The organism is Lewinellaceae bacterium (genome assembly GCA_020636135.1).
Taxonomy (GTDB): Bacteria; Bacteroidota; Bacteroidia; order Chitinophagales; family Saprospiraceae; genus JAGQXC01.
The window spans coordinates 1,839,117-1,864,181 of the sequence record JACJYK010000001.1 but is presented as its reverse complement, the minus strand read 5'-3'; the positions used below and the strand labels follow the sequence as shown (position 1 = coordinate 1,864,181).

Sequence of the window (25,065 nt, the reverse complement as noted above, 5' to 3'; positions counted from 1 at the left end):
TTACCGGTTTGGAGACACCTCATTCGTGCCTTTCGAAGGATGATTGGATGGTGAGGCCTGGGCTTCCAAAATCGAAATCCTGGCACCTAATTCAGCTAACAGCTGTTGGTAGGCAGCTAATTTAGCTTCCTGAGATTTGTTGATATCTGCCTGTGTAGCCAGTTGCTGATCCTGTTTTTGAATGATCGCATGCAGTTCCTGCGTTGCTTTCACCAGGGGAACAACAAATTCTGCATAACGCAATCCGTAGGCTTCTGTCTCCGGGTTTGCCGGCACTTTTACCCCGGAGAATTCAAATCCCAGGGATTCAGCCGCTTCCTGAACGTCCTGCGCCAAAAAACCGGAATACCGGATACCCGCTTTGATCAACGCAGCCTTGCGCAAAGATCTGTCCAGACTGTATCCTTCAAACTCCGCCATTTTTTCCGCATCGAAATGATAGGTGACCGGGCGCAACAGGTCAATGAAAACCAATCCCGGGACGTTCTCACTGACATCCTTCTTAAATCGTTTATCGGATGTCGCCGACCAGTTGACAATCCCACCGATGGCCGAGGTGGTCACATTACCCAAATAGACTTCGTTATCTACATTAACCTGGGACTGGTACCCTATTGCCACGGAATTTGTCCCGGACACATCGGTATTGTATCCAATGGCAATGGAATTTTGTTTGGCAATATCAGCATCGTAACCAATCGCTATGGAACGATCACCATTGGTAGTTGTAGATGATTCGCCTCCAACAAGGATCGAAAAAACACCCCGGGCCTCCGCGTGGTAGCCGATCGCTACAACATCGTTATCGCCGGCAAGGGCATCTGCTCCTATGAAAGTCGTCCGGCTCCGATCCGTATTGTTGAAGTCCGCACGTGCGCCTATTCCTACATTGTCCTCTCCTCTCCTGTTGGAATATCCGGCGAAAGCTCCCAGATATGTATTTCGATTTGCATTATTTTGATCATTCGTGCGGTTGTTATCCCACCCGGCATAGGCACCTACTGCAGTATTGTAACTACCATACTCAGTGGCTGCAAGAGAGGCTGCACCAATGGATGTATTATGTGTGCCAGAGCTGTTATCGGTCAAGCTGGAGTCACCGACCGCCGTGTTGTGGTGCCCGTCTTCACTGTCGTAGCCGGATTCATTGCCAACATACGTATTGCGATAACCGGTGGTATTGGTTCTTCCTGACATGCGGCCCAGAAAGGTATTATCATAACCAGTTGAATTACGATAGCCAGCGTCCTCGCCCACAAAGACGTTGCGGCTTCCGCTCGTATTTTCATACCCTGCTTGCTCTCCGACAAAGGTATTGTCGGTGCCTGTAGTATTCACATACCCTGCTTCCGAACCGATGAATGTGTTGTCTGTTGCCGTGCTTAACATACCGGCCCGGGCCCCCACAAAGGTATTGTCTGCTCCTGTCGTGTTGGAATAGCCGGCATCCCTTCCGATAAAGGTATTGTCAGAAGAATTGGTGCTACTAAATCCCGAGCGGTACCCCAAAAAACTGTTATGGGATCCACTCGACATGTTGGTTCCGGAGCTGTCTCCGATGAAAACGTTGTAGTCTCCGGAGGTGATACTAATCCCGGCACCAGTGCCCAACGACTCATTACCGATTTGGCTGTAGCCTGGATGCATCGCCATTAAGAAGCACCCGCAGAAAAATATTGCGAGAAACGGCCTGGGGAAGGCATCTCTTCTTAAATTGGTCATATCGAGGTTTTTCAATTGTAAAACATAAACATATGAAAAATACTCATTAAACCTTGTATTATACTCTTAAAGACCGTCATTTCTTTGTTTATTGGGTACCATTGCTCCAATTATGGATCAGATCATCAGAACTTGATGGCTTTCAGACTATTGCGAATTCTTCACTGGAGTAAGAATCTCCTGATTTTTTTCCCCCTGTTCTTTGCCGGGAAAATGGGGGAGACAGCATCCTTAATCCAATGTACTTTCGGGTTTCTGTTCTTTTCCTTTACCGCAAGCGGAATCTATATATTGAATGATGTCCGGGACCTCAACTTTGATCTAAACCATCCTGACAAGAAACACCGCCCGGTAGCTCAGGGTGCCATTTCACCACATCGTGCATTGATCACAGCATTGTTACTTGCCGGAATCGGTTTGGGTGGAGCTTTATGGCTTTCACCTCCCTTTTTTATTCTTTTAACCGGCTATGTACTGCTAAATCTTGCTTATACTTTGTGGATAAAATCCATTGCGATCCTTGATGTATTGTTGCTGTCCCTGAATTATGTCCTGCGCATCTATGCGGGAGGTTTGCTTGCCCACGTAGTTATTTCACCCTGGCTGATCATTATGGTTTACTTGTTGGCCTTATTGCTGGCTCTGTCTAAAAGGCACCACGATCTGACGCTTCTGGAATCAAACAACACCCTGATCCGACCTTCACTCACCGGCTACACCCTGGGCTTTGTAAAAGGTATGATCAATTATCTCGGTGCGGTTTTGACCGTTTGTTATCTTATTTATATCATTATGGGTCACCCATTGACGCAGCATCGCCAACCTTTTCTGATGCTGACGATCCTGCCGGTGTTGTATGGTATCTTTCGCTACCAGCAATCGATATTTTTGGATCAGGCCACCTCTGATCCGATTGAACATATTTTCAATGACCGCCCTATGCTCTTGTCATTGATAGCCTGGATGCTATTATTCAGTATCTCACTTTATGCCTGATAAGAGAACATATTCAAACTGGACGAATTGCCCGCGCATAAGTGGCAAACTGCTGCAGCCGGAAAATCAGGAAAATTTAGCTGCCATCATGAAATCCTATCCTGCTCTGACACCCCGGGGTAATGGTCGATCGTACGGTGATGCTTCATTAGGGGATTTCATGGTAAGCACCATGCAGTGGAGTCAAAAAATAATCCTGGATCAAGACAGGACAATCCTGATCTGTGCAGGGGGGCTGCTGCTGGAGCAGCTTCTGGCTTTTCTTATTCCTCAGGGATTTTTCCTCCCGGTTTTACCAGGCACTGCAAAAATCACCATTGGGGGTGCCATTGCTGCAGACATCCATGGAAAAAATCACCTGTACGCAGGAAGCTTTGGATCTCATGTTGAAGAAATAAAAATACAAGCAGGACCCGGCAATTGTCTCACGTGTTCAAGAAACCACAATAAGGATTGGTTTTTTGCAACCATTGGAGGAATGGGTTTAACAGGAATTATTCTTCAGGCGAAAATTAGAGTTGAAAAAATCGAAACTGCATTTTACCATCAGCACACAAGGGAAGTACATTCTTTACCGGAAATGCTGGATGCATTCAGCATTTCTCCGTCAGAATCCATACACCAGCTTGGCTGGATAAACGATCCAAACAAACCAAATCGTTTTGGGTTATTTTCCCGAAACAAACCCGCATCCATTCAGGACCTACCTTATCATCAGCGGGACAACCCATTTAAAACAACTCCTTTTCGATCATGGAATATGCCCGTTTATGCTCCGCGAATTGCGATGAATCCAATGACGATTCGAATGTACAATTTGTATCACTTCAAGCAACAAATCAAACTAAATGAAAAAATAATATCCTTTCATCAATGCCTTTTTCCATTGGATAAAATACAACACTGGAACAGGTTTTACGGCCGTAAGGGTTTTCTGCAATTTCAAGCCGCCTTTCCTGCCGAGGGCGCTTTGATGGCCATCCAGGAACTATTCAATTGTCTCAAAACTTACCACAAGACCCCGTTTCTTACTGTTATCAAAGCTTTCGGTGTAACATCGGGTGGATGGTTGTCCTTTCCTATTCCAGGTTTTACCATCTGTATGGATTTCAAGTTCAGTAAAGACCTGCCCGTATTTTTTGAATCTTTGCATCGTATCACCTTAAATTTCAATGGCCGGATCTATTTAGCGAAGGATGCACTTCTAAAAAGAGAATTTTTCAATATAATGTATGCAGACGCACAACGGTTTACAAATTTCCTGCTTGAGAATAATCTGAAATTTTCATCTGCATTGTCTGCGCGATTGCAATTGACAAGAACATGAAAAGGGTTTTAATTCTGGGCGCGACTTCTGATATTGCCAAAGCTTGTAGCGAGCTTTTTGCAGCCAAAGGCTATTTGCTTCTTCTGGCAGGAAGAGATCGATTGAAACTGGAATCCTTTCAGCTGGATCTGAATTTAAGGTATGCCATAAAATCCGGGATCATAGAAATAAATCCGCCCGATCAATCTACGCTCGATCATGTATTCCAATCCATTTCCGGAAATTTAGATGTTATACTTTGTGCTATCGGCACGTTGGGAAACCACCATGAGGCGATGAATAGTCCGCAAGATGGCCTGGAAATTATTGACTCGAATTATCGATCCATTATTCCTTTGCTCCAATCAGCTGCTAACCGGTTAAAAAATCAAAATCGGGGCAAGCTGATCGTCATCACTTCAGTGGCCGGGCTGCGTGGAAGGGCTTCAAATTATTTTTACGGAAGCGCAAAAGCAGGATTGATAGCTTATCTATCCGGCTTGCGAAATGCTTTACATCCTTATCGAGTCCAGGTCACGACGGTCATCCCGGGATATGTAAAAACCCGAATGACGAAAAATATGCATCTTCCGCCCTTGCTAACTTGTTCAACAGAAAGCCTGGCAAAGGCTATTTACCGGTACACCGTGAAAGGCAAAAGAAACATTCTGTATTGGAAACCAATCTGGCGTTATATCATGCTAATCATACGGATTATGCCAGAATCCGTCTTCAAACGCATGAGGTGGTAATGGATAAAGGAAAAAATAAACTGGCGTTGATCGATTTTGATGGCACCATTACCTCAAAAGACACCCTGATTTCTTTTGTTGCATACATTACTCCCTGGTACAGGTGGCCAAGTGCTTTCCTGCGGTTACTCCCCCACTATATCGGATATTTAACCCGGATATTGAACGCTGAACAATTCAAAGTCCATTTTCTTAATCAATTTATACGGCATAAATCCAAGGTCGAGTTGGAAAATGAAATCGCAGAATTTCACAAGAAAAAACTTGGAGGTTTATTGTACCTCCAGGCGCTGGAATCCATTCAAGTGTTACGCACACGAGGCTATCGCATCGTCCTGGTCAGTGCAAACATTGCCCCGCTGGTAAAACCATTCTGCGATAAATATCAGCTTGAATGCATCGCCACTGAACTGGAATGGGTCAATGGTCTGTATTCCGGAAAACTAGCCACTCAAAACTGCAAGGGGGAAGAAAAAGCACGTCGAATTTGTGAGTCGCTTGACCTTTCCGGTTATGAATTTATTGCCGCCTGGGGTGATCACCCTTCCGATCTGCCCATGCTTCATTTGGCTCACTTTCAGGGCTACCGGATATTCCATAAACAACCGATAACTTTCGAAAGATGAAGTCTACGGTAATTGTTCTCACAGCCTTATTTTTCTACAGCCTTTATTTACTGGGCTGGATCTGGCCGGGGCTATTTTGGACCACCGATATGCTGGCGGCATTGCCTGTAAAAGTGTCCCTTGCATTGGCATTGAGTGGACTATTGTTGGTAGTTTACCCTTTATGGAGCAAGCCCCCCCTTTTACCTGCTGAGCTTCTTGCTTCAAAAAGTAATGATGTGCTCCAATCAATTATTATTGCAAGTATATTTACCGTGTTTTTTGCCCTGCTTCCCATAAAAGTTGATTATTACGGTGATGCATCCAGATTCAAGACATTAATGGGAGTAAGGTCAACAGAATTACTTCCTTTCAACTTAAAGGAACTATTTTCTTTTAATGTATTCCGGCCTAAAAACGGAGAGATAACCTGGATAAATTTCGTTCAGGTAATATCTTATTATTCCGGGTTGACGTATGTCAGGGTTTTCAGACTTCTCAGTTTTACGAGTGGGTTTTTATTTTTGATTTCCTGGTTTTTATACCTGTTTTCCCGGGCAAATTACTGGAATTTAAGAATAATAGGCGGGACTGCCATTCTGGGGATTTTCGGACTCCAGAATTTTTTCGGACACGAAGAGATCTATGCCCCTTCCCTGGTTTTATGCAGTTGGTTCCTGATGGCCGGAAATATCCCTAACCGTGGTCTACGCAATGTTACAAGCATATTGTTGTTGCTATTTTGTATCAAATCTCATTTTATTTTCTTTCTACTAATTCCGGTATTTCTCTATCGATTGATAGAAATCAGATTAAAGGATCAAATTAATTTGAAAGGACTCGTTAAGTGGATATTTGCACCTTATCTTATCCTGGGACTGGTTACTTATTTTATCATCCTGCAAGATTATGAAGACCCTCAACTATTGATCCCTGGATCAAAACCCACAGATCATCTGTTTCTCCCAGTATATTCCAACCTTGAAACCTTCCATTATACTTTATTTGCCCCAAGTCATTTATGGGATTTTTTACTCCTATTGATTGGTCTTTCGCCCGTCATCTGGTTCTTATTAATCGTTGCTGTACGCCAAAGGGAAATTGGTTCTTTGTCCAATGAGGCAAAAATGATTGGAGCGAGCTTCATCTTATTGGTGGTCCTGTTATTTTTTATTCACCCATTACTATCCATGCCCAGGGATTGGGATCTCTTCTGTTTGCCAACCCCGTTATTGCTATTTATTGGAATTTCCACAACTGTGCAATTAAAGGGTCTGAAGAAATGGATCGGTCCGGCATTAGGTCTATTTATCCTGGGATTCTCCATCCATTTTGTAAATAGTAACCAGTTTGCATTGGGAAAACGGTATGAAACCATGGGTAAATACGTTTTCAAAACGTATTGGATCAATGCGGCTGATTTAATCCAGGCGGGCATCAAACTTCAATCCCAGGGGGCTGAAGACCAAGACCTCCAATGGCAAAATACCATCGCAGAATTGAAGAGGTATGCCATAACAGGTCATGATGCGGAGTATGCAGAATTACTTAATGAAGCCGGATTCTATTTTGAACGCAGTGTTAATAACCTGGTGGAAGCCAAAAACTATTTTAATGAAGCATTGAAATACGATGCACAATCCAAAAGGGCTTATATGGGATTGACGGAATGCAGCCTTCAATTGGAACAATCCGAAGAAGCGTATGATTACAGTAAAAAATTATTAGAATGGCGCTTCCCTACCCTGGAAAAAAGTCTGCGAATTAATCTGCAATGTGCTTTGGATGCTAAGGAATACACCGATGCCTTAACACTTACTCAGTCTTATCTGAAGCTTATCCCGCAAGATACTTTCATTCGAATCATTGAACGCCGGTTGATTCACCATGAAAGCGTGGATTCACTAAAATTCATGTTTGCCCAAACACCTGAAAAAAACTAGTTCTGCTCCTTAACTCTGGCTTCTTCCTCCATTTTAGATAATAATTCAAATTCCTTATCGTCGACCTTTACTCCATAATTTTTTGCTGCGGTCAGGTCCTTTCGAGCCTGTTCGAAATCACCAAAAAAAGCCTGACATTTAGAACGCCAATACAATGCATCCGCATATTTAGGATTTATTCGCAAGGCTTTTTCCAGATCCGTCCACGAACGGTTAAAGTCGCCGGTCCTCTGATAGATAGCTGCCCGGTATTTTAAAAAAACAACGTTATTCGGGTCCAGCTCCAAAGCATGAGAATAGGATTTGATTGCCAGATCAAAGTCTTTCAATTTCTCATACAATACACCCTGATTTACATACGCCAGAGGATTTTGAGGATCCAGGTCAGCAAACCGGTTTAAATACCGGATCGCCTGGGCAGTATCTCCCATAGCGATGTAATTCAATCCGCGGTTCAAATAGGCAATGCTGTACGAGCTATCCTGCAGGATGGCGTCTCGGTATGCATTATCTGCATCCTGATATTTCTGCTCCTGCTGCAGGTAATAGCCAATATTATTTAGCAATTCCGGATCTCTGAATCCGGCATCCAATGCCCTTTGATACACGACCCAGGCATCCGGCCTTTGTCCCTGACGTAAATACCAATCAGACAAATTCATGTACCCTACCAGCTCCTTTGGGTTTTGACGAATAACCTGGTTCCAAAGTGTATACCCTGAATTCCAGACTGGGATTAAACGAACGGTCTGAATAGCCATAAATAAGATAAACGCTACGGACAGGGCTGATACAATTGACTTCCCATTTACCAAACGATTTCGCAAATGCCCGAGCCACATGATGAAAAGCAGGATAAGACAAATACTGGCAATATACATATAGCGATCAGCCATAAATGATTGCCCAAAGGGGATGATCTGTAAATAGGGCAATATGCAAAGTGCAAAAAACGCCAATGCGAATTGGAATATCCGGCTCCTGATAAACCAAAGCAATCCGGCAAGCGAGAGAAATGTCCCAATTCCTATGATGTAAACACTCAGTGGAAGCTGACCGGATGCATCAGCAGTAAATGAATAAAAGGGAGATAATTTGAAAGGGAATACCAGGTGTAGAAAATAGGTACCGAACTGATAAAAGAACAAGTAGATCTTTTGAGAAAAACTTATTGAAGCGAGTGCCTGCTTAACAGGCCCCATGGGCTGTCCCAGGATAGCAACAATGCCAAGGATCAGGGACATCGCGAAAAAAGGCAGTTTTTCAAGCACCAATTTTTTGATATCCCGGCGCTCAAAATAATAATCTAACATTAAAAGCAAAAGCGGAAGCATCACCGCTACGCCTTTGGAAAATATTGCCAGTATAAATAAGCCGAAACATCGCCAATAGTATCGTGATTCCCGGGAATTGACGTAGTGTATCCACGATATCAGCGCGGGAAGAAGAAATACGGCGTACAACAAATCTTTGCGGGCAGAGATCCAGGCAACCACTTCAACATTGATCGGATGGATTCCCCAAATCAGGGCAGCTAATCCAGCAATCAAACGATTACCCTGTAAGCGCAACGTGAAATGGTACACAAAATAGACTACGACACCATGAATCAGCAGATTGGTTAAATGGAATCCAAAAGGATTTGCTCCCCAAATCAGATAATCTATGGCCCAGGATAATTGCACCAATGGCACGTAGGACCCATTGACCTGCATGTGGCTGAATATTTCCCATACAGTATTCAAGGACAGATGTTGAATCCAGTAGTTATTGAGGATGTAAGTAGGGTCATCCCAATTAACAAACTGATTATTAACCACTCCCACCAAAACAAACATGGAGATCAGTCCTATTCCTATCCCGATCCATACATCGATCCTATTTTCATTCTGGAAAACAGCATCTGATCTTTCCTGCATCATCACAACCGTTTTAGTTCGTGGACCAAACCACGGATTGATATGAAGTTTAATGGGAATTCCAAAAATACATGAAGTAGGCTTAAGGTTAAAAGTAAAGTTACTGCCAACTGGTAATTGTAAGCCACCAACCCCAGAAACAGGATCCAGATGGATACTACATAAATCACTTTCTGCTGATTCAGACTTCGGTGCCAACCGATAACGCCTGTTTTTGAAAACCAGTTCAGGTAATGATACAAGTATGCAAACGCAATGAAGACCTGCATTTTGTAATAAGCCGGTTCAAAGAAAAAAAAGGTTGTTCCATCCGCATAACCCAGCACTTTACCCATGGTTGCATTCAGAACATGAAAATTATTCTGCAGATATAATGCCTTCACTGAATCCAATAATTGAGTATTTATCGTCACAGGTATTAGCCAAATCCCAATTGGAATACCAATCATTAATACACACGATAGTAACCCAATCCGGCTGGCATTTTTCACGGCTCCATAGGCCATAAATATTAATGTAAAAAAATAAACATGGATTAAGGTAGGTACCAATAATCCAATCCAGATATTATAAACAGGAAAAGCTTTCAACCAAAAAACAGAAATAAGTCCGGTCAATACCAGGACTATTCTCCATGAGGTTCTTGGCAAAAACACCCAACCAAAAGCTGCCAATAGTGCAACCCAGATACACCCATTAATCCAGGTATAACTAGCCGTTATCCATTCGGGCCTGAACCAGGATATTGACTTCAAATCAATCAGTGAGAGTATTTCCGGTAATCCAAACAGAAAAGCCAGAACTATCGGAACCAAAATCCATTTCCTGTTACCGATAAAATAGGCCTTCTGGTGAAGCCAATTAATCTCCGTTAAATAATGTAGCGGACCGATTACCGCATATGCAAAGATGAATAGTTGAAACGGGATGATGTAAGCCAATATCAGTGCCATTAGGATCAGCACAATATTCAGCCTGTCAATTTGTATGTAGCTCCAACTGCTCCGAAATTGGCCTGAACTGCTCAAAACATTGATAGGTTGCCATTCATGCCATGTAAAATATTAAATTCCCGGCAATGGTAAGTCAGATCGGTATAGCCTTGTAGATTCTCACACATTACGATTACTGGAAACAAAAAAAGGATGCTGCCCTACCATATTCATACAGGACAACATCCTCCTTTCTATTTATACAGTGATGCTAACCGCTACTAAATCAATTAATTAGTTAACCCGGACCATACGCTTATTCAACACACCTTTTTCGGTTTCAAGTTGGTAAAATAACACACCTTTCACTTCCGGAATGCTACCAGCCTCCAGGGTAATCAAATGATTTCCTCCTGAATAACTACCTGTCACCCGGTACAGCTCCTTGCCCGTCACATCCATTACCCTCAGGGTTGCTGTCATGCTTTCCGGCAGCCAGAAGCCGATCTTCGTCTCCCCACTGAATGGGTTCGGCGTGTTCTGATAGAGTTCTGGGGTCCTTATCCCTTCTCCCTTTACCTTTTGTCCTGGTGATGCTACTCCGGATCCCGACTCCGTCAACGGACTACTGTCCTGGCAGACATTGCCACTGTTATCCTGTAGCAGCAACGTCGTCGTACAGAAGTCTTTGTTACCGGCCTCGTCGATGACCCAGATCTCCACCTCGATCTCCTGGGAACGTCCATCCGGGATGTCTGCACAGGTGAACGTGATGCTTGGGGTCTCGCCGTCTTCCGTAAAGCTCAGGATCAGGTTATCGGCTGTCGTACAGTTGTCGTAGCTGCCCGCATCAAAGTCCGTAGCCCAGATCTCCACTTCGCCCGATGGACTCATCACCACCGTGGCGATGCCATGGTAACAATAAGGCGTTGGGTTCTTGCAATCTCTTATCGTAAAGGTTGTGTAGCAACTGTCCTCGTTCCCACAACGGTCTTTACCTACCAGCCAGACACCATAGGTACCTACCGCCAGTTCTGCTGTTAATTCATGGCCTTGTCCATAGGCTACCGGCGTGGTCTCCTCCGCCAATACCGTATAGCGGTACTGGATCTCATCCGCTGCAGCACAGTTGTCTGTGCCTGAAGCCAGCAACTCGTAGCGGACTGTCGCTGCATCGCAGTTGTTGTCCAGGATGCAGGTCTCTTCCAGCGCATTGCAGACAATCACCGGTGCTTCGTCGTCGATCACCTTGATCACCTGCAGATAGGTCATGTAACCATCACCGTCATCCTTCAGATTCCGGTGGATGCAGCATCTGCTGTCACTCGCTACCAACCGGTCGTCGACGATCACATCCGGATAGCGGCTGTGCAGATCCGGTGAATAAACACACCAGTCGATCAGCTTCCACGTCCTTAAGATCTTGTAGCAGCCTTCCGTCACATCGTAACGCTCATCCGAGTACGTCACCCCGATCAGCTCACAGTCGTCGTCGCTGATCTCCGGATAACCCGCTCCCGTGCGGTCTGCCGCCAGGCTGCCCGGGTCGGTACAGTTCACCACCACATCCTCAGGGAAGATCACTTCAAAGTCGGAGCGTGGTTTGACATACAGCGTCTGTGTGTCGTGTGCCGTGTTACCACATTTGTCGGTAGCTGTCACCGTCTTGGTCAACGTCCCTACCCCACATTCGTTCAGGCTTCCACTGTATTCCACTTCCGTTTCCGGAGCCCAGCAGTTGTCCGAGATCACCCAGTCTTCCGCCGTCTCATCGAAGTAGCTTTGCGGGTTCGGGTGTCCACCATCCGGGTTGTCGTATTTATCCAGCATTAGCCACAATCTGCAGTAGATCGGCTGCCAGTTGTGATCGTGGTACCAGTAGCTGTATTCATCGCAGTTCACGCCGCCGGCATAATTAGACTCACCGCAGACCGAGCCACCGTAGTAGCCGAAGTCTCCGCCATCCCAGGGAATCTCCACGCAGCAAACCGTCGTTACTTCTACCGGAGCACCTGAAGTGTTCCATCCTACTGGGTAGATGTAAGGATCTGCACAATAAGTAGACAATGCATCTTCTCCTTCACATACATCATGTGTAAAGGAGGCTCCATGCCCTTTCACCGTGGCGGTTTTGGTGCCTCCGGCATAAGGCTTCGTCAGCTCCCACCAGTAGGGAACACCGTCACAGTAAACCGTCACATCCTCAGGAGCAACCACCACCGGTGGTGTCTTATCGTCCTTACGCACTTCGATCATGCAGTCGTTGTAGCGAACAGGCGTATAGTACAAGCCGGTCAGATTCAACTTTTTAGTAATCTCCGCTTCCGTGCGGTAGGGTATCAGTACCCGCTGCTCCCAGTCTGCCTTTGTCTCCTGGCTAATTGGTCCCCATTGACATAGGGATATGGGTGATGCTGTATGTAATTTGCTCAACCGGGTAAAGATATTCTCAAGCAATGAATTGGATTCAAGGCTTGCGTCCGTGCATCCGAAATATCCATCTCTGGTGAACTCCGGCATGCTACCAAAATGCCGGTCAATATAAAGTGTATAGAACACAGGATCGTCAACCCTTATCTCATCCGTACCATTGATATCCGCACATACAAAATTCAATCGTGGATCTCTATCGTTGATGTAATCATCCAATCGCCACAGATAATACGGTATAAACAACAAACTGTGATTGTACCAATACCACTCATGTTCGCCGCCAAAGAACGTATGTGGATCGTATTCGGGTAAATTACAAGCTTCATAAACCCGCAATACCAGTTGTTCCCGGCCACATTCTGTCACATCGATGTAATCGTCAAACACAAATACATTGATCCATTCTTCGATTACAGTATTCAAATCATCCAGGTTTGCCTGGTAGACTTCGCTGCCAAAACAAGATGCAAAAAAGTCTTGCCAGTATTCCCGCCAGTAAATCACACTGTCCATGTTCGCAACTGCAAAGTGCAGTTTATCGCAACAGTTGTCGTGGCTGCCATCATCCAGGTCTTTGGCATAAATCCTTGCCCAGCATTTTTCCGGGTCCAGCGTCACCTGCGTGATCTCGTCACACACCGGTGTTGGGGGTGTATTGTCATAGACGCTGATGCCCTGCAGCAACAAAGTTTCGTTCCAGCACCGGTCCCTCACGTGGTATACTACGTTGTGCCAGCCGGCAGGCAGGTATACATGAGCGGTACCTCCTTCGGCAATGGTTCCCGATTCCAGCAACACCTTTCCAGGGTGGGTCGGATCAACATATTCGATCTCGTAATAAACATCCAGGACATCGTCACAATCTTTCTCAACCCATGCCCGCGGATCGGGAAGGCTTAAGCCGGCCTTGCAGTCATGGGGATCTACCTCGGCTTCCAGGGCCGTGCATGCCAACAATGAGCCCAGCCGGTTAGCTTCTTCCATTGCACTGTTTGGCAAGGTTGCACATGACTGTTCCCGGGTATACAGGAATTCACTGGCGATCACCGGCGCTTGCGTATCGGTAATCTTAAACCATTGTACGCAGGTCGTATCCTGCTTACCACACCAGTCGTAAATGTGCCAGGTACGGCGGATCTTATAGGAGCGGCCACAGGTCGGCACAATGTGATCCTCGTAATCGAACACAATCTGGCATTTACCGGAATTGGCAAAGTCCGGTCCGGCGTCCGTGCGATTAGGTAACAAGTAGCCTGGCAACTGGCCCGGCTGTGTGCTTTTAAGATAGGGTGCCGGAAAATAGCCATCACCTTTTGTTGGCCACGGATGGGCGTACCCCTGACCGTCCAGGTAGGTATCGCCGTTCTTCCCGCTATTCCATAATAACTCTACGGTTTTATTGTTTCGAACCACTTCGGTCGTACACTCGATCAGGGTGTCCGGTCCACAGACCAGGCTGTCTATGGTCTCCTTGCGAACAAAGAGCGTATCACGGCATTCTTTGAAGTTACCCCATACGTCCGTGGCACGTACTTTTCTTGCCAGATAACCGATGAGATCCCGGTCGTCACAACCCAGGTCTGTCCACTGCTTTTCGAGTATATCAATTTGTGTGGGGTATTCATCGCAGTTATCAATTGAAACGGCATCAACGAGTTCGTCGAGGTTAAAACAGGATACGGTTGTGTTCTGACAAAGGATCTGGGGAGGTATTTTATCTTCAACTTTGATTTTACCCCAGCACCGGTTTCCATTTTCCGAGTCAAAAACATTATAGGTAAGTGTTCGTCCCACATGGGAGACATCAACCATATTAGCAGGATCGAACTGGTGAGTTGTTTCGGGATAATCAATCTGTACTATGAAACGATCTGACAGTGATGAGCAAATCGTAGTGGCCAATTCTTCCGGAGAGATGAGTCGTTCACAGGTTGAGGACAAGGATACATTGACCAAATCATGACAGGTTAAATCAACGACTGTATTTTGATTGATGGCTATCGTACAGGTTTGCTCATCAAGGATACCACCTCCGCTATCCAGTACACGTGCTGTTGCAGCTTCCCTATTGCTCGAGGTTATCATAATATCATCAATGTACCACCCATTTAGACCGGCACCTCCGGTAGCCGGGTCTGTCATAAAGCGAAAACGAATGAACACCGACTGCCCTGTAAACGGAGTGAGGTCCACTTTACTTTCCACGAAGCCAGCTATACCGAACGCTACATCGCTTGATCCTTCAAATCCGTTTCGACCAAATGTTTGCAGTCTGCCGGTATATCCATTTTGAGTAAACAATGATTCCAGATCGGTCCAGGTTGTGCCATTGTCGGTGGAAATTTCAACTACACCGCCATCCCATTCATCCTCTGTTTCGAATCGATGGTAAAATGAAAGTTCTGCGGCCTGGTCCAATAAAATGGGTGACGCGTTCAGGATTGCGTTATCGGAAGGAGAAGGAAAATCTAAAGCATATGCAGAATTAGGTGGACTATGGTATTGGGTGCCGATAACATTCCAGTTTAATGATCCGCTCAAATAATCAGACTGAATTTGAAACGGCATTGCATCAAAGTCTTCATCAAACAGCGTATCAATAACAGCAGAATAAGTGCATGAATTTACTCTGGCCTGTATGTCGTAGGAGGTAACACTCAATGGCACATCGCATACCAATGGAGGAAATGAAACCAGGTTCCCGGAGGCAGATCCTCCGCTCACATGACTCAGTTTATTGCCCAGATCCTCCTGCACGGTCACCGTTCCAGGAACACAACCACAAGTAACATCCAGATGAATGTTCACCACATCACCTTCTGTAGCCGTATCCGGCGATATGGTTTTCTGTACAGTTGTAGGCAGGACATCATAAGCAGGCACGCCATCATTCCGGTCATTGGGGCTTCCCTGAGAAGCGCTATAGCCTAACCCCCGGCGGGCAAATGCATCCCAAATGGCACAGGTATGAGCTCCTCCATAGCGCAGCTGATCCGCCAGCAGGATGGCATCCCGGCCATCGACGAATCCAGGATTACAAGTTTGTAATTTTAGTCCATCTATGACCAACTGCAATGCGATGTTGTTCCCTCCAACACCATGATACATGTCCGGATCTGCGCCCTGCATATTGATGATGTTCCAGGTCATGTCCCAAAGCATGCTGGCCCATACGGTGCCTATGCCATGCGGTAGTGACAATAAAGCGGCATTTGGCAGATCGGCATAAGTTACCGGATTGATGGACAGGTCATAGGAATACGGAAAAGGTCTGATTCCAAAACCATCGGGTTGTTCATTCAGTGCATACGTTCCTATGGGTCGCCGATCGTTGGCTGCGGCCATAGTCCAGTCTGTCGTTAACATCAGTGCAAAATAGTCGCTCCATCCTTCCCCCATTTGCTCATTCACAACCAAACACCCGGAATTCAATGGGCCACCGGTCAGACGGTTGGAAATGCCGTGTCCGTATTCATGGGTGATAACACCATTGTCCAAATCTCCCAGATTAAAAGCTAATCCAGCAGGCTGAGACATTGAAGCCATTACGGTACCGTTGGTTTGAGCCTTGATAAGACTCCCATCGGCCATACTGATCATAAAGGCAGGAATGGTGATCGAAGGATCATTGCCTCCCATCGTTGTTGGGAGTCCAGTATTATTATTAACCACAATGGCCGCAATAGCTCCGGCATCCTGAGCAAATTTTACTTTAACCGTAAAGGCACAAGTTCCCCGGTCAATAAGGGCTATCTTCCCAGACAGCGCAACCGGATAATCCATGGCTGAACATCCTTCTCCTCCTATGTAATAGATCGCTCCTGAAACAGGACCAACATTAGCCAGTTTATTATTGGGGCTAAAACCACTTTCTACCACCTTATAATCTCCGGCTATGCTTGCAGGACTGGAAATAGTAAACAAAGGTGGAGGTGGCACGTTCCATACAAACATTTGCATCCTGGGGGGCAGACCATCGTCCGGAGTAAAGAAATTCGCATTGTTCCTGGATCCCGGAGAGATAAAGCCATCCATGGCCTCAGCACGCACGGCATCGTTACCTGATCCTCCACGACCAAGGTTATCTATCTGGAAGTTACCTGCCTGTTCATCAAAACCATATTGATAAAAAATATCGTGATTCAGGTTATTCCAGAAAAAAAGATTGGTGATAGCCGGATCCACATTGGTCCGGGGATGATTAGCCAGATTCAACGGAAAAGCAAAATTAAAGGTCATCCCTCCATCCGGAGAATAATGACCGTTCGAAACACCGGTAGCAGGTAATCCAGGATTCGTGTTCAACGTATCTTCGTATGCATAAACATTATTTCCCCGGGTATAGGTATAAATGTTGGTTCCATCGTTATGCCACATCAGCGTCCCGGCCGGATTGCCCATCCCATTGCGGTCCCAGGGATCCATGACCAGGCTGCGACTCCCAAAGTTCGGAGACTCAATCGGTGCATCATAAACATTGTAGGTAGCACTCATCACTGGCATGTTTATGCCTAAAATGCTGGTACGATTGTCCGCATGAGCACTGACTCGAGTTGACTGAGTTGTGTGTACCGATTCGTTTCCATGGATACCCAGTTCATCATCGGAAAAACACTTGATCACGGCATCGTACTGACCAAGTATGGTTCCGTCGTGAGCGTCAACCATGATGTGCCAAATGTTTTGATTGGGCTGGTCATCCAGAATCACCTCCCAACATAAATAAACCTGTTTGGCATTCTGTGGATCCTGGTACCAAAACAGGTTTACGGCAGGTCGTTCTTCATTTTCGTGTACCGGAGCATATAAATATTTGACCGGAAGTCCATTGCCATTGTAGGTAATTTCAGCAGTTCCCATATTGGAAGGAAGCTGCATCTGGACATGGTTTGCCGCATAAGTCATAGCCTGTGCGACCGTCATCATCCGCATGTCGGTAGTTGCCCTCTGCTCCATCCCTTTCACATAGGTCGAATTGAAATGGACTACCTCGCCTCCTCGAACTGCTGCATTGATAACCCCGTTAAAAACAGGTATCCCATGATAATATTGTTGCAGATAAACATGGGTAACGTTCAATCCAGTCGTTGCATAGGAATAACTTAATTGGGACTCCGACAAGTCACTGGCTGCATACGATTTGGCGGCTTCCTTAATAACCAGGTCTCTCAGGGCACTCGTGCTTTGAGCCTGACTGGAAACAGCAAAAATCAATAGGTAGATTACAATAGAAAAGTGGCAGAATCTCTTCCAGGCGTGCATACATCTTGGTTTTTCAGTACATCAATGATAACAGCTCTTTTAGAACTGTTATACGAATCAAATATATATAATTTCAATTAATATATACTTAATTCATTCAAGTAAAATTGCAGATTTATCCCCAGGACCAAAATCCTATAAGGATGAGGCATAAACGCACAAAATAGAAATGAAATAAGGCTTCAAAAAAACAAAGACCAGCTAAGAATCGGTAATGGAATACCATCGCTTTCTTGATGTTCTTTCAATTGTTTAAAGAGTAAACCTACCCTACGATTGCTGGCGCAATTTCAACATCTTATTAGTTCAATTTCACCATCCTACTGATGAATGCTGGCGCATCGTGAGCATCCTATTAATTCACCTTCACCATGCGTTTATTGATCACACCGGATTTAGTTTCCAACTGATAAAAGAGCACCCCTTTCATCTCAGGTATTGAGCCAGCCTCCAGTGTAATCAGATGATTACCTCCAGAGTAGCTGCCACTCACCCGGTACAGCTCTTTACCGGTCACGTCCATCACCTTCAGGGTGGCTGTCATGCTCTCCGGCAACCAGAAGCCGATCTTCGTCTCCCCGCTGAATGGGTTTGGCGTATTCTGATAGAGTTCTGGCGTCCTTATCTCTTCTCCCTTTACCTTTTGTCCCGGAGATGCTACTCCGGATCCCGACTCCGTTAACGGACTGCTGTCCTGGCAGGCATTACCACTGTTATCCTGTAGCAACAACGTCGTCGTGCAGAAGTCTTTGTTACCGGCCTCGTCGATCACCCAGATCTCTACCTCGATCTCCTGGGAACGTCCATCCGGGATGTCCGCACAGGTGAACGTTATGCTTGGTGTTTCTCCGTCTTCCGTGAAACTCAGGATCAGGTTATCGGCTGTCGTACAGTTGTCGTAGCTACCGGCATCAAAGTCTCTAGCCCATACTTCAACCTCCCCCGATGGACTCATCACCACTGTAGCGATGCCATGGTAACAATACGGGGTCGGGTTCTTGCAGTCTCTTATCGTAAATGTTGTGTAGCAACTGTCCTCGTTTCCACAGCGGTCTTTACCCACCAGCCAGACGCCATAGGTGCCGACGGCCAGTTCTGCATTCAGTTCATGGCCTTGTCCGAATGCAATCGGAGTGGTCTCATCGGCCAATACCGTGTAGCGGTATTGGATCTCATCCGCTGCTGCACAGTTGTCCGTGCCTGAGGCCAGCAACTCATAGTTAACCGTCGCTGCATCGCAGTTGTTGTCGTAGATACAGGTCTCACCCAGCTCATTGCACACAATCACAGGTGCTTCGTTATCTACTACCTTGATCACCTGGATGTATTCCATAAAACCATCACCATCATCCTTCAGATTCCGTACGACACACTGACGCGCTTCTCCGGCCAGGAGCCGGTCGTCTACGATCACGTCCGGATAGCGGTTATGGAGATCCGGTGAATAAACACACCAGTCGATCAGCTTCCAGTGCCTTAAGATCTTATAACACCCTTCCGTTACATCGTAGCGCTCATCCGAGTACGTCACCCCGATCAGCTCACAGTCGTCGTCACTGATCTCCGGATAGCCCGCTCCCGTGCGGTCCGCTGCCAGGTTCGCTCCATCCGTACAGTCCACCACCACATCTGCCGGGAAGATCACTTCAAAGTCGGACCGTGGTTTCACATACAGGGTCTGCGTGTCGTGTGCCGTGTTGCCACACTTGTCCGTAGCTGTCACCGTCTTCGTCAGCGTCCCTACCCCACATTCGTTCAGACTGCCGGTAATCTCCACTTGTGTATCCGGCAATGAACAGTTGTCTGTGATCACCCAGTCTTCAGCTGTCTCCTCAAAGTAGCTTTGTGGATCCGGATGACCGCCATCCTTATTGTCGTATTGATCCAGCAGCAACCAGATCTGGCAATAGATCGGCTTCCAGTCGTGCGACAACTGGGGTATGATCGTCGCCAGTCCATCCACACAGGCGTCGTACGCATATCCTTCCACCTGGGGTCCTCCGTAATAGCCGTATTCACCACCATCCCACGGTTGCTCCACGCAGCAACTCACCACGTCGTAACCACCATTGGGCGGCGTCAGGATCGTGAACACCAGTTGTGGCGTGATGCAATGATCACTCAGCACATCACCGCCTTCACAGACATCATGCGCAAAGCTTGCTCCTTCTCCTCCTAATTCCACCGACTTTGTCCCGTAATCGTAATGCTTGGTGACCGTCCAGTTGTAAGGTACGCCGTCGCAGTACACCGTAACATCTTCAGGTGCTACCACTACCGGCGGTGTCTTGTCGTCCTTAAGCACCTCGATCCAGCAGTCGTTGTATTTCGTCTTCAGCAGATCCGTGTACATGAAGTTTTGTTTCACCTTCAGGCCCACCAGGATCTCCGGTATATTGTCTACAATGCACTCGCCAATGTCTGCATTCAGGATGTTCTGCAGTTCCAGCTCGATCTGATCCAGCGTCATTTTATTTAGCTGTACAAACTGACCTTTATCTTTGTAGTATTCCACCAAACACCATACATAACGCAGGTACAGCGACTCATTCGTGATGCAGCCCAGCAACGGGAAATAATCATCCCAGCATGCATTCATCAGCTCATAAAAGAAATGCTCCTGCTTCGTGTCGATCGTCCACTGGTAGACCGCCGTAGGTGTACCCCCCGGTGTCGTCTGATAGATCGGTGGCAGGATGCACGTCACGTTCTTCTTGATGTGTTCGTCGTAGGGCCGCAGTCCACAGGCCTCGTAAACCCGCAGCACAACCTGGTCTTCTCCACACTCCGTCAGGTCTTCAACTACATCAAACGCACACAGGTTCATCCACACCTCATGCGCCACCCGCATGAACGACACCAGGTTGGGAGCCTCGGTCTCATAGAGGCCCAGGCCGTCAAATGGAATGTCTACCCCAAAGTATTCTTCCGTTACCGACGACAGGAACTCCTGGAACTGCGCTTCGTAGTAGTCTACGCTGTCCTTCAGCGCCACCGCATAATACAGCTGATCGCAGCAGTTGTCGTGGCTGCCGTCATCCAGATCCTCCGCGTTGATCCGCGCCCAGCAGCTCGCCGGGTCCAGGGTCACCTGCGTGATCTCATCACATACCGGCGTCGGAGGCGTCGCATCCAATACCTGCACCGTGATGCCTGGCACCAGCGTCGTGAACAGGGATCTGAAGCCGCCTACCCCAAATAAATTTCCCGGCAATACTTCCAAACTCGTATTCCAGCACGCGTCTACCAGCCTCAATTTGATGGTAAAAACTCCTTCCGGTAAATAGATGTCTGCCGGTAGCGTACCGCTCAATACCGTCGTCTTGCCAGGATGACCCGCGTCAGCTACTTCTACCTCATAACCCACTTCAAAGTCGTTGCAGTCAAAGAAGTATTTTTTTACATCCGGAAGGTGTACATGCGCCTTACAGTCGTGTGGCTCCGTATACGCCAGTACCGTAAACTTATCCGCCAGGTCAAGCAACGACGTCGTATCCATTTCCGACCGGCCCAGGTCGAAATAATCAAAGAAATTCAGGAACGGCGCTATCGTATCTTTGACGATGATCCATTGCTCACACGTCGTATCCCGGTGTCCGCACCAGTCGTAGATCGTCCACGTGCGCCGGATCTTCCGCGATTTGCCGCAGATCTCAAATACCTTATCCTCGTATTCCGCTACGGTATTGCAGTGCGCATTCGCCAGATCCGGGAACAGCTCGTAGTAATAATCCGGAATCCACAGCGGACTCGTGCTTCCATCCAGCGTCTTGATTTCCGGATAAGCCGTAAATGAGCTATTATACAGGAACCGCGTGATCACCTGTAAGGTGAAAGGATCCAAAGCATCCAGATCCAGCTTTATACTGCCTCCAAACAATTCTTTGGCCAGAGAATCCAGTAATCCGTACTGCTTGTACAGTTCCAGCAGCGTGCACTCTACCTCGATCGTATCCGGACAGATCAGGCTGTCCAGGTTATTCCGCTCGATCCAGATCTCCTGGGTGCATTCGTTGTGGTTGCCCCATGGATCGCTGCTCCGGATCGTTCGCGTGATCTTGCCACTGAATAACGAATCTTCGCATTGGTAATCTTCCCAGATCGAATGCACAATTTCCACCTGCGTCGGATATGGTCCGCAGTCGCTCACCAACGATTCCATGTAATCGTCGGTCGAGCTTATCGCCGCTTCCAGGCAGGTCAGCGTATCGTTCTCACAGCGGATGACCGGGCCCAGCTTGTCTTCCACTTTTAGCGTACCCCAGCATTTACCGCCCGACTGGATGTCTTCCACCACATAGGTTAACGTCTGACCGACGTGTTCATACGTCAGGGTAGCTCCCGGAATCGGAATGAGGCTTCCTGGTCTGAAAACTTCACAGTTGTAGCGGTCGATACAACCGGCGCTACCGGTCACCAGCACATCACGAGCGGTGATCACACGCTGGCAGTCACTGCTCAGGCTGATGTTCACATGATCCTGGCATGCCAGGCCTGCCGCCGCCCGCTTGGCAGTGGATTGCAACGGTTGCGACTGGCCGTTCTCCAGCACGGTGATCGTAAAGGAACACGTGGCTTTTTTGGTGGGTCCATTGCTCGCTTCGAACTGAACGGTATACATCCCAATGTATAGCATGCTGTCTGATGCAGGTCCGGATAGCTGCGTGATCACCGGCGTACAATTGCTCATCACGGTTGGTGACGAGTAGCTCACCGGTACCTCACAGGCAAAAGGATCAGCCGTCACCGTAATATCCGCAGGACAGGTAATACTCGGCGTATCGCAACACAGAACCGTTATCAGAGCAATACATGAGTCGACGTTACCACATTCATCAATAACTTTTAAGGTACTCATCGTATTCATGGTACCTACATCTGGACAGGTAAAAACAGAGGGGTTAATGGTTAGGGTATCAATCGTACAATTATCCATTGACCCTCCATCAATATCTGAGGCTATGATACCAGCGCTGGCACCTGCTTCTATCTGAATAGTGATATCCATGCAAACTGCTACCGGTGGCACCGAATCCACAACTGTGATGGTCTGGTTTACACTAGATGAATTACCACATGAATCAATAAAAGTCCAGGTCCGAACTACAACCAAATTATTGGGACACCCGCCAGGAGTAATCTGATCCGTTGGATTTACTGTTATTGCTCCATTGCAATTATCAATAGCCATTAATGGTGTACCGGGTGGAATGTCTGCTGCACAGTCCAAAGCCAAATTAGCTGGAGGTTGCGGTGGTACCGGTGGCACCGAATCCACAACCGTGATGGTCTGGTTTACGCTTGATGAATTACCACATGAATCGATAAAAGTCCAGGTGCGTAACATCACAAAACTGTTGGGACATCCGCCAGGAATAAGCTGGGCCGATGGATCAACTGTTATTGCTCCATTGCAATTATCAATAGCCATTAATGGTGCACCCGGTGGAATGTCTGCTGCACAGTCCAAAGCCAAATTAGCCGGAGGTTGAGGTGGCAACGGTGGCGTCGTATCCGAAACGGTTATGATCTGGCTCACACTGCTCGAATTGCCACTCGAATCTATAAAGGTCCAGGTGCGATTCATAACAAAGTCGTTTGGACAAGAGCCAGGAATTACTACTGAAATTGGATCAACCGTAATGCTACCATCGCAATTGTCTGTGGCCATTAAAGATATAACTGGCGGAACATCACTAGCACAGTCCGAAAATACATTGGCGGGAGGTGCCGGAGGTACCGGCCGTATGGTATCCAGGACGGTAACCATAGCTGTACAGGTATCCGAATTCCCGCCAATATCGGCCACAGTTAAAATCACATCAGTCAATCCCAGGTCCATGCAGTCAAAGCTGGTCCGGGAGGCACTATAACTTGTAATACCTACGTTGTCCGTACTGCCTCCGTCCAGGTCCTGAGCCATAATCGATGTATTCCCAGTGGCATCCAGATAGACCGTCAGGTCCTGACATACGGCCATGGGTGCCATGGTATCCGCCATTTTGTACTGGACGCTGAGAACCTGGGTTATATCCTTGTCAAAAAGGCAAACAGCGATTTCTTCCTTCGACACATCATTCAGGAAATGGAAAGAAGTAATTGTATCTACTCCCAAAGCACCCCCAATATTTTGCAGAACAATATCCGTAACATCTACCCAGAGCAGTAGAGGTGGAATATAGGCATCGATCCGTTGCTCTACATAATCGGTTTGTTTTTTACGTAACACGTCAAAAGTTCCTCCGGGAATGGCCAGGGTGCCCCAGGCATCGATCGACATTAACCTATTATAAGCGATCCGGATGCGAAAGGAGTCGGCTGAAACTAGTAAGCTAAGCAGGGAAGCTGGAGCGATCGAGGCTGGAAATACGGTTAACGTACTTGCCGAACTTGCTTTAACGTCAAAAAATTGTAGAGGGGCCCAGGTCACTTGCAGACCGGGGAATTTCTTAAAGGGCAGGGTTATCCCAAGACCAATAGGATCCAGTCCATAATACCCAAGATCATTGACCTGGCTGGCAGTTACCTGCCAGTAAATTTCAGCCGAGGAATTCACTGGATTAAACATGCTGCTCGCAGCCGGGAACATTCCACTGCCCGTCCCGGTAGCAGGATCACGAAAGATCTGGTCCCAGGTCTGGGTGGGTTGCAAATTGCTGAGATCCCAGGCTTGACTTCCTCCGGGAGGGGTAAAGATCTGATTGATGGCGCCGGGCTGGTTGCCAATCAAGTAGTGTAACGTATCACCTACCACCGGAAAAACCGAATTGGTAACGGTTATCTGAGCATTTACTGGAGCCAATAGACTTCCGGCCAAAAAGTAGCAATACAACAGTATATTTCGCGTCGTCATTTTTTGCATCATCTGGTTTTTTGGATCACTTCGGTTAAATACGCTTTGTCTACTCGGCTTTCGCCATGTCAAAATGCATCTAACTTATAAAAGCCAATGACCTTATCACATGGCTTTTTAAATACATCAATCAGTCAAAACAAAAAAACTACTTGCCAGTAAGTATTTGAGGACATCAAATCAAGTTGGTTTTCAGGGTTTTCAAACCGAAAGCGATAGACTTGTTCGCTCTTGCCTGTACCGGCATTTTATAGAAATAAAAATAATTAGAATTCTGCAGAGCTTTTAATGAAATGCATCTAACAATCAATGGATAACAAAACTTTTTATTAACTATTCCAA

The 25,065-nt window shown here is 46.7% G+C and carries 10 protein-coding genes; 5 read left to right on the top strand and 5 right to left on the bottom strand.

The genetic code is table 11. The annotated features are described in order from the left end of the window. The gene (locus tag H6570_07005) at nt 1–1,722 is read right to left on the bottom strand and encodes a tail fiber domain-containing protein (GenBank protein ID MCB9319012.1); all 1,722 of its coding nucleotides are present in this window, start codon (nt 1,720–1,722) and stop codon (nt 1–3) included. Between the two features lie 135 nt (nt 1,723–1,857). Here H6570_07005 and H6570_07000 point away from each other — a divergent pair, with 135 nt between their 5' ends. The 5 genes from H6570_07000 (at nt 1,858) to H6570_06980 (ending at nt 7,324) form a co-directional block, all read left to right on the top strand. Continuing rightward, on the top strand, nt 1,858–2,718 hold the full coding sequence (locus H6570_07000) for a UbiA prenyltransferase family protein (GenBank protein ID MCB9319011.1): 861 nt from the start codon (nt 1,858–1,860) through the stop codon (nt 2,716–2,718). An 88-nt stretch (nt 2,719–2,806) separates the two neighbouring features. Beyond that, nucleotides 2,807–4,045, top strand: a complete 1,239-nt coding sequence (locus tag H6570_06995; GenBank protein ID MCB9319010.1) for an FAD-binding oxidoreductase — start codon at nt 2,807–2,809, stop codon at nt 4,043–4,045. Continuing rightward, nucleotides 4,042–4,776, top strand: a complete 735-nt coding sequence (locus tag H6570_06990; GenBank protein MCB9319009.1) for an SDR family NAD(P)-dependent oxidoreductase — start codon at nt 4,042–4,044, stop codon at nt 4,774–4,776. The genes H6570_06995 and H6570_06990 overlap by 4 nt, the downstream gene beginning before the upstream one ends. After that, a complete protein-coding gene (locus tag H6570_06985) occupies nt 4,776–5,402 on the top strand; it encodes an HAD-IB family hydrolase (protein ID MCB9319008.1) in 627 nt (208 codons plus the stop codon). The genes H6570_06990 and H6570_06985 overlap by 1 nt, the downstream gene beginning before the upstream one ends. Then, a complete protein-coding gene (locus H6570_06980; GenBank protein ID MCB9319007.1) occupies nt 5,399–7,324 on the top strand; it encodes a tetratricopeptide repeat protein in 1,926 nt (641 codons plus the stop codon). Before H6570_06985 ends, H6570_06980 begins: the two co-directional genes overlap by 4 nt. Here H6570_06980 and H6570_06975 read toward each other — a convergent pair. The 4 genes from H6570_06975 to H6570_06960 all read right to left on the bottom strand — a co-directional run bounded on the left by H6570_06975 (nt 7,321) and on the right by H6570_06960 (nt 24,723). Beyond that, nucleotides 7,321–9,246: a tetratricopeptide repeat protein gene (locus H6570_06975; GenBank protein ID MCB9319006.1), complete on the bottom strand. Its 1,926-nt coding sequence runs from the start codon at nt 9,244–9,246 to the stop codon at nt 7,321–7,323. The two genes, H6570_06980 and H6570_06975, sit on opposite strands and share 4 nt — an antisense overlap. Beyond that, entirely contained in the window at nt 9,246–9,626 is a 381-nt protein-coding gene (locus H6570_06970; GenBank protein MCB9319005.1) for a hypothetical protein, read from the bottom strand. The genes H6570_06975 and H6570_06970 overlap by 1 nt, the downstream gene beginning before the upstream one ends. A gap of 843 nt (nt 9,627–10,469) precedes the next feature. Continuing rightward, entirely contained in the window at nt 10,470–17,870 is a 7,401-nt protein-coding gene (locus H6570_06965; GenBank protein ID MCB9319004.1) for a M36 family metallopeptidase, read from the bottom strand. Between the two features lie 355 nt (nt 17,871–18,225). After that, entirely contained in the window at nt 18,226–24,723 is a 6,498-nt protein-coding gene (locus H6570_06960) for an HYR domain-containing protein (GenBank protein ID MCB9319003.1), read from the bottom strand. Nucleotides 24,724–25,065 lie beyond the last annotated feature (342 nt).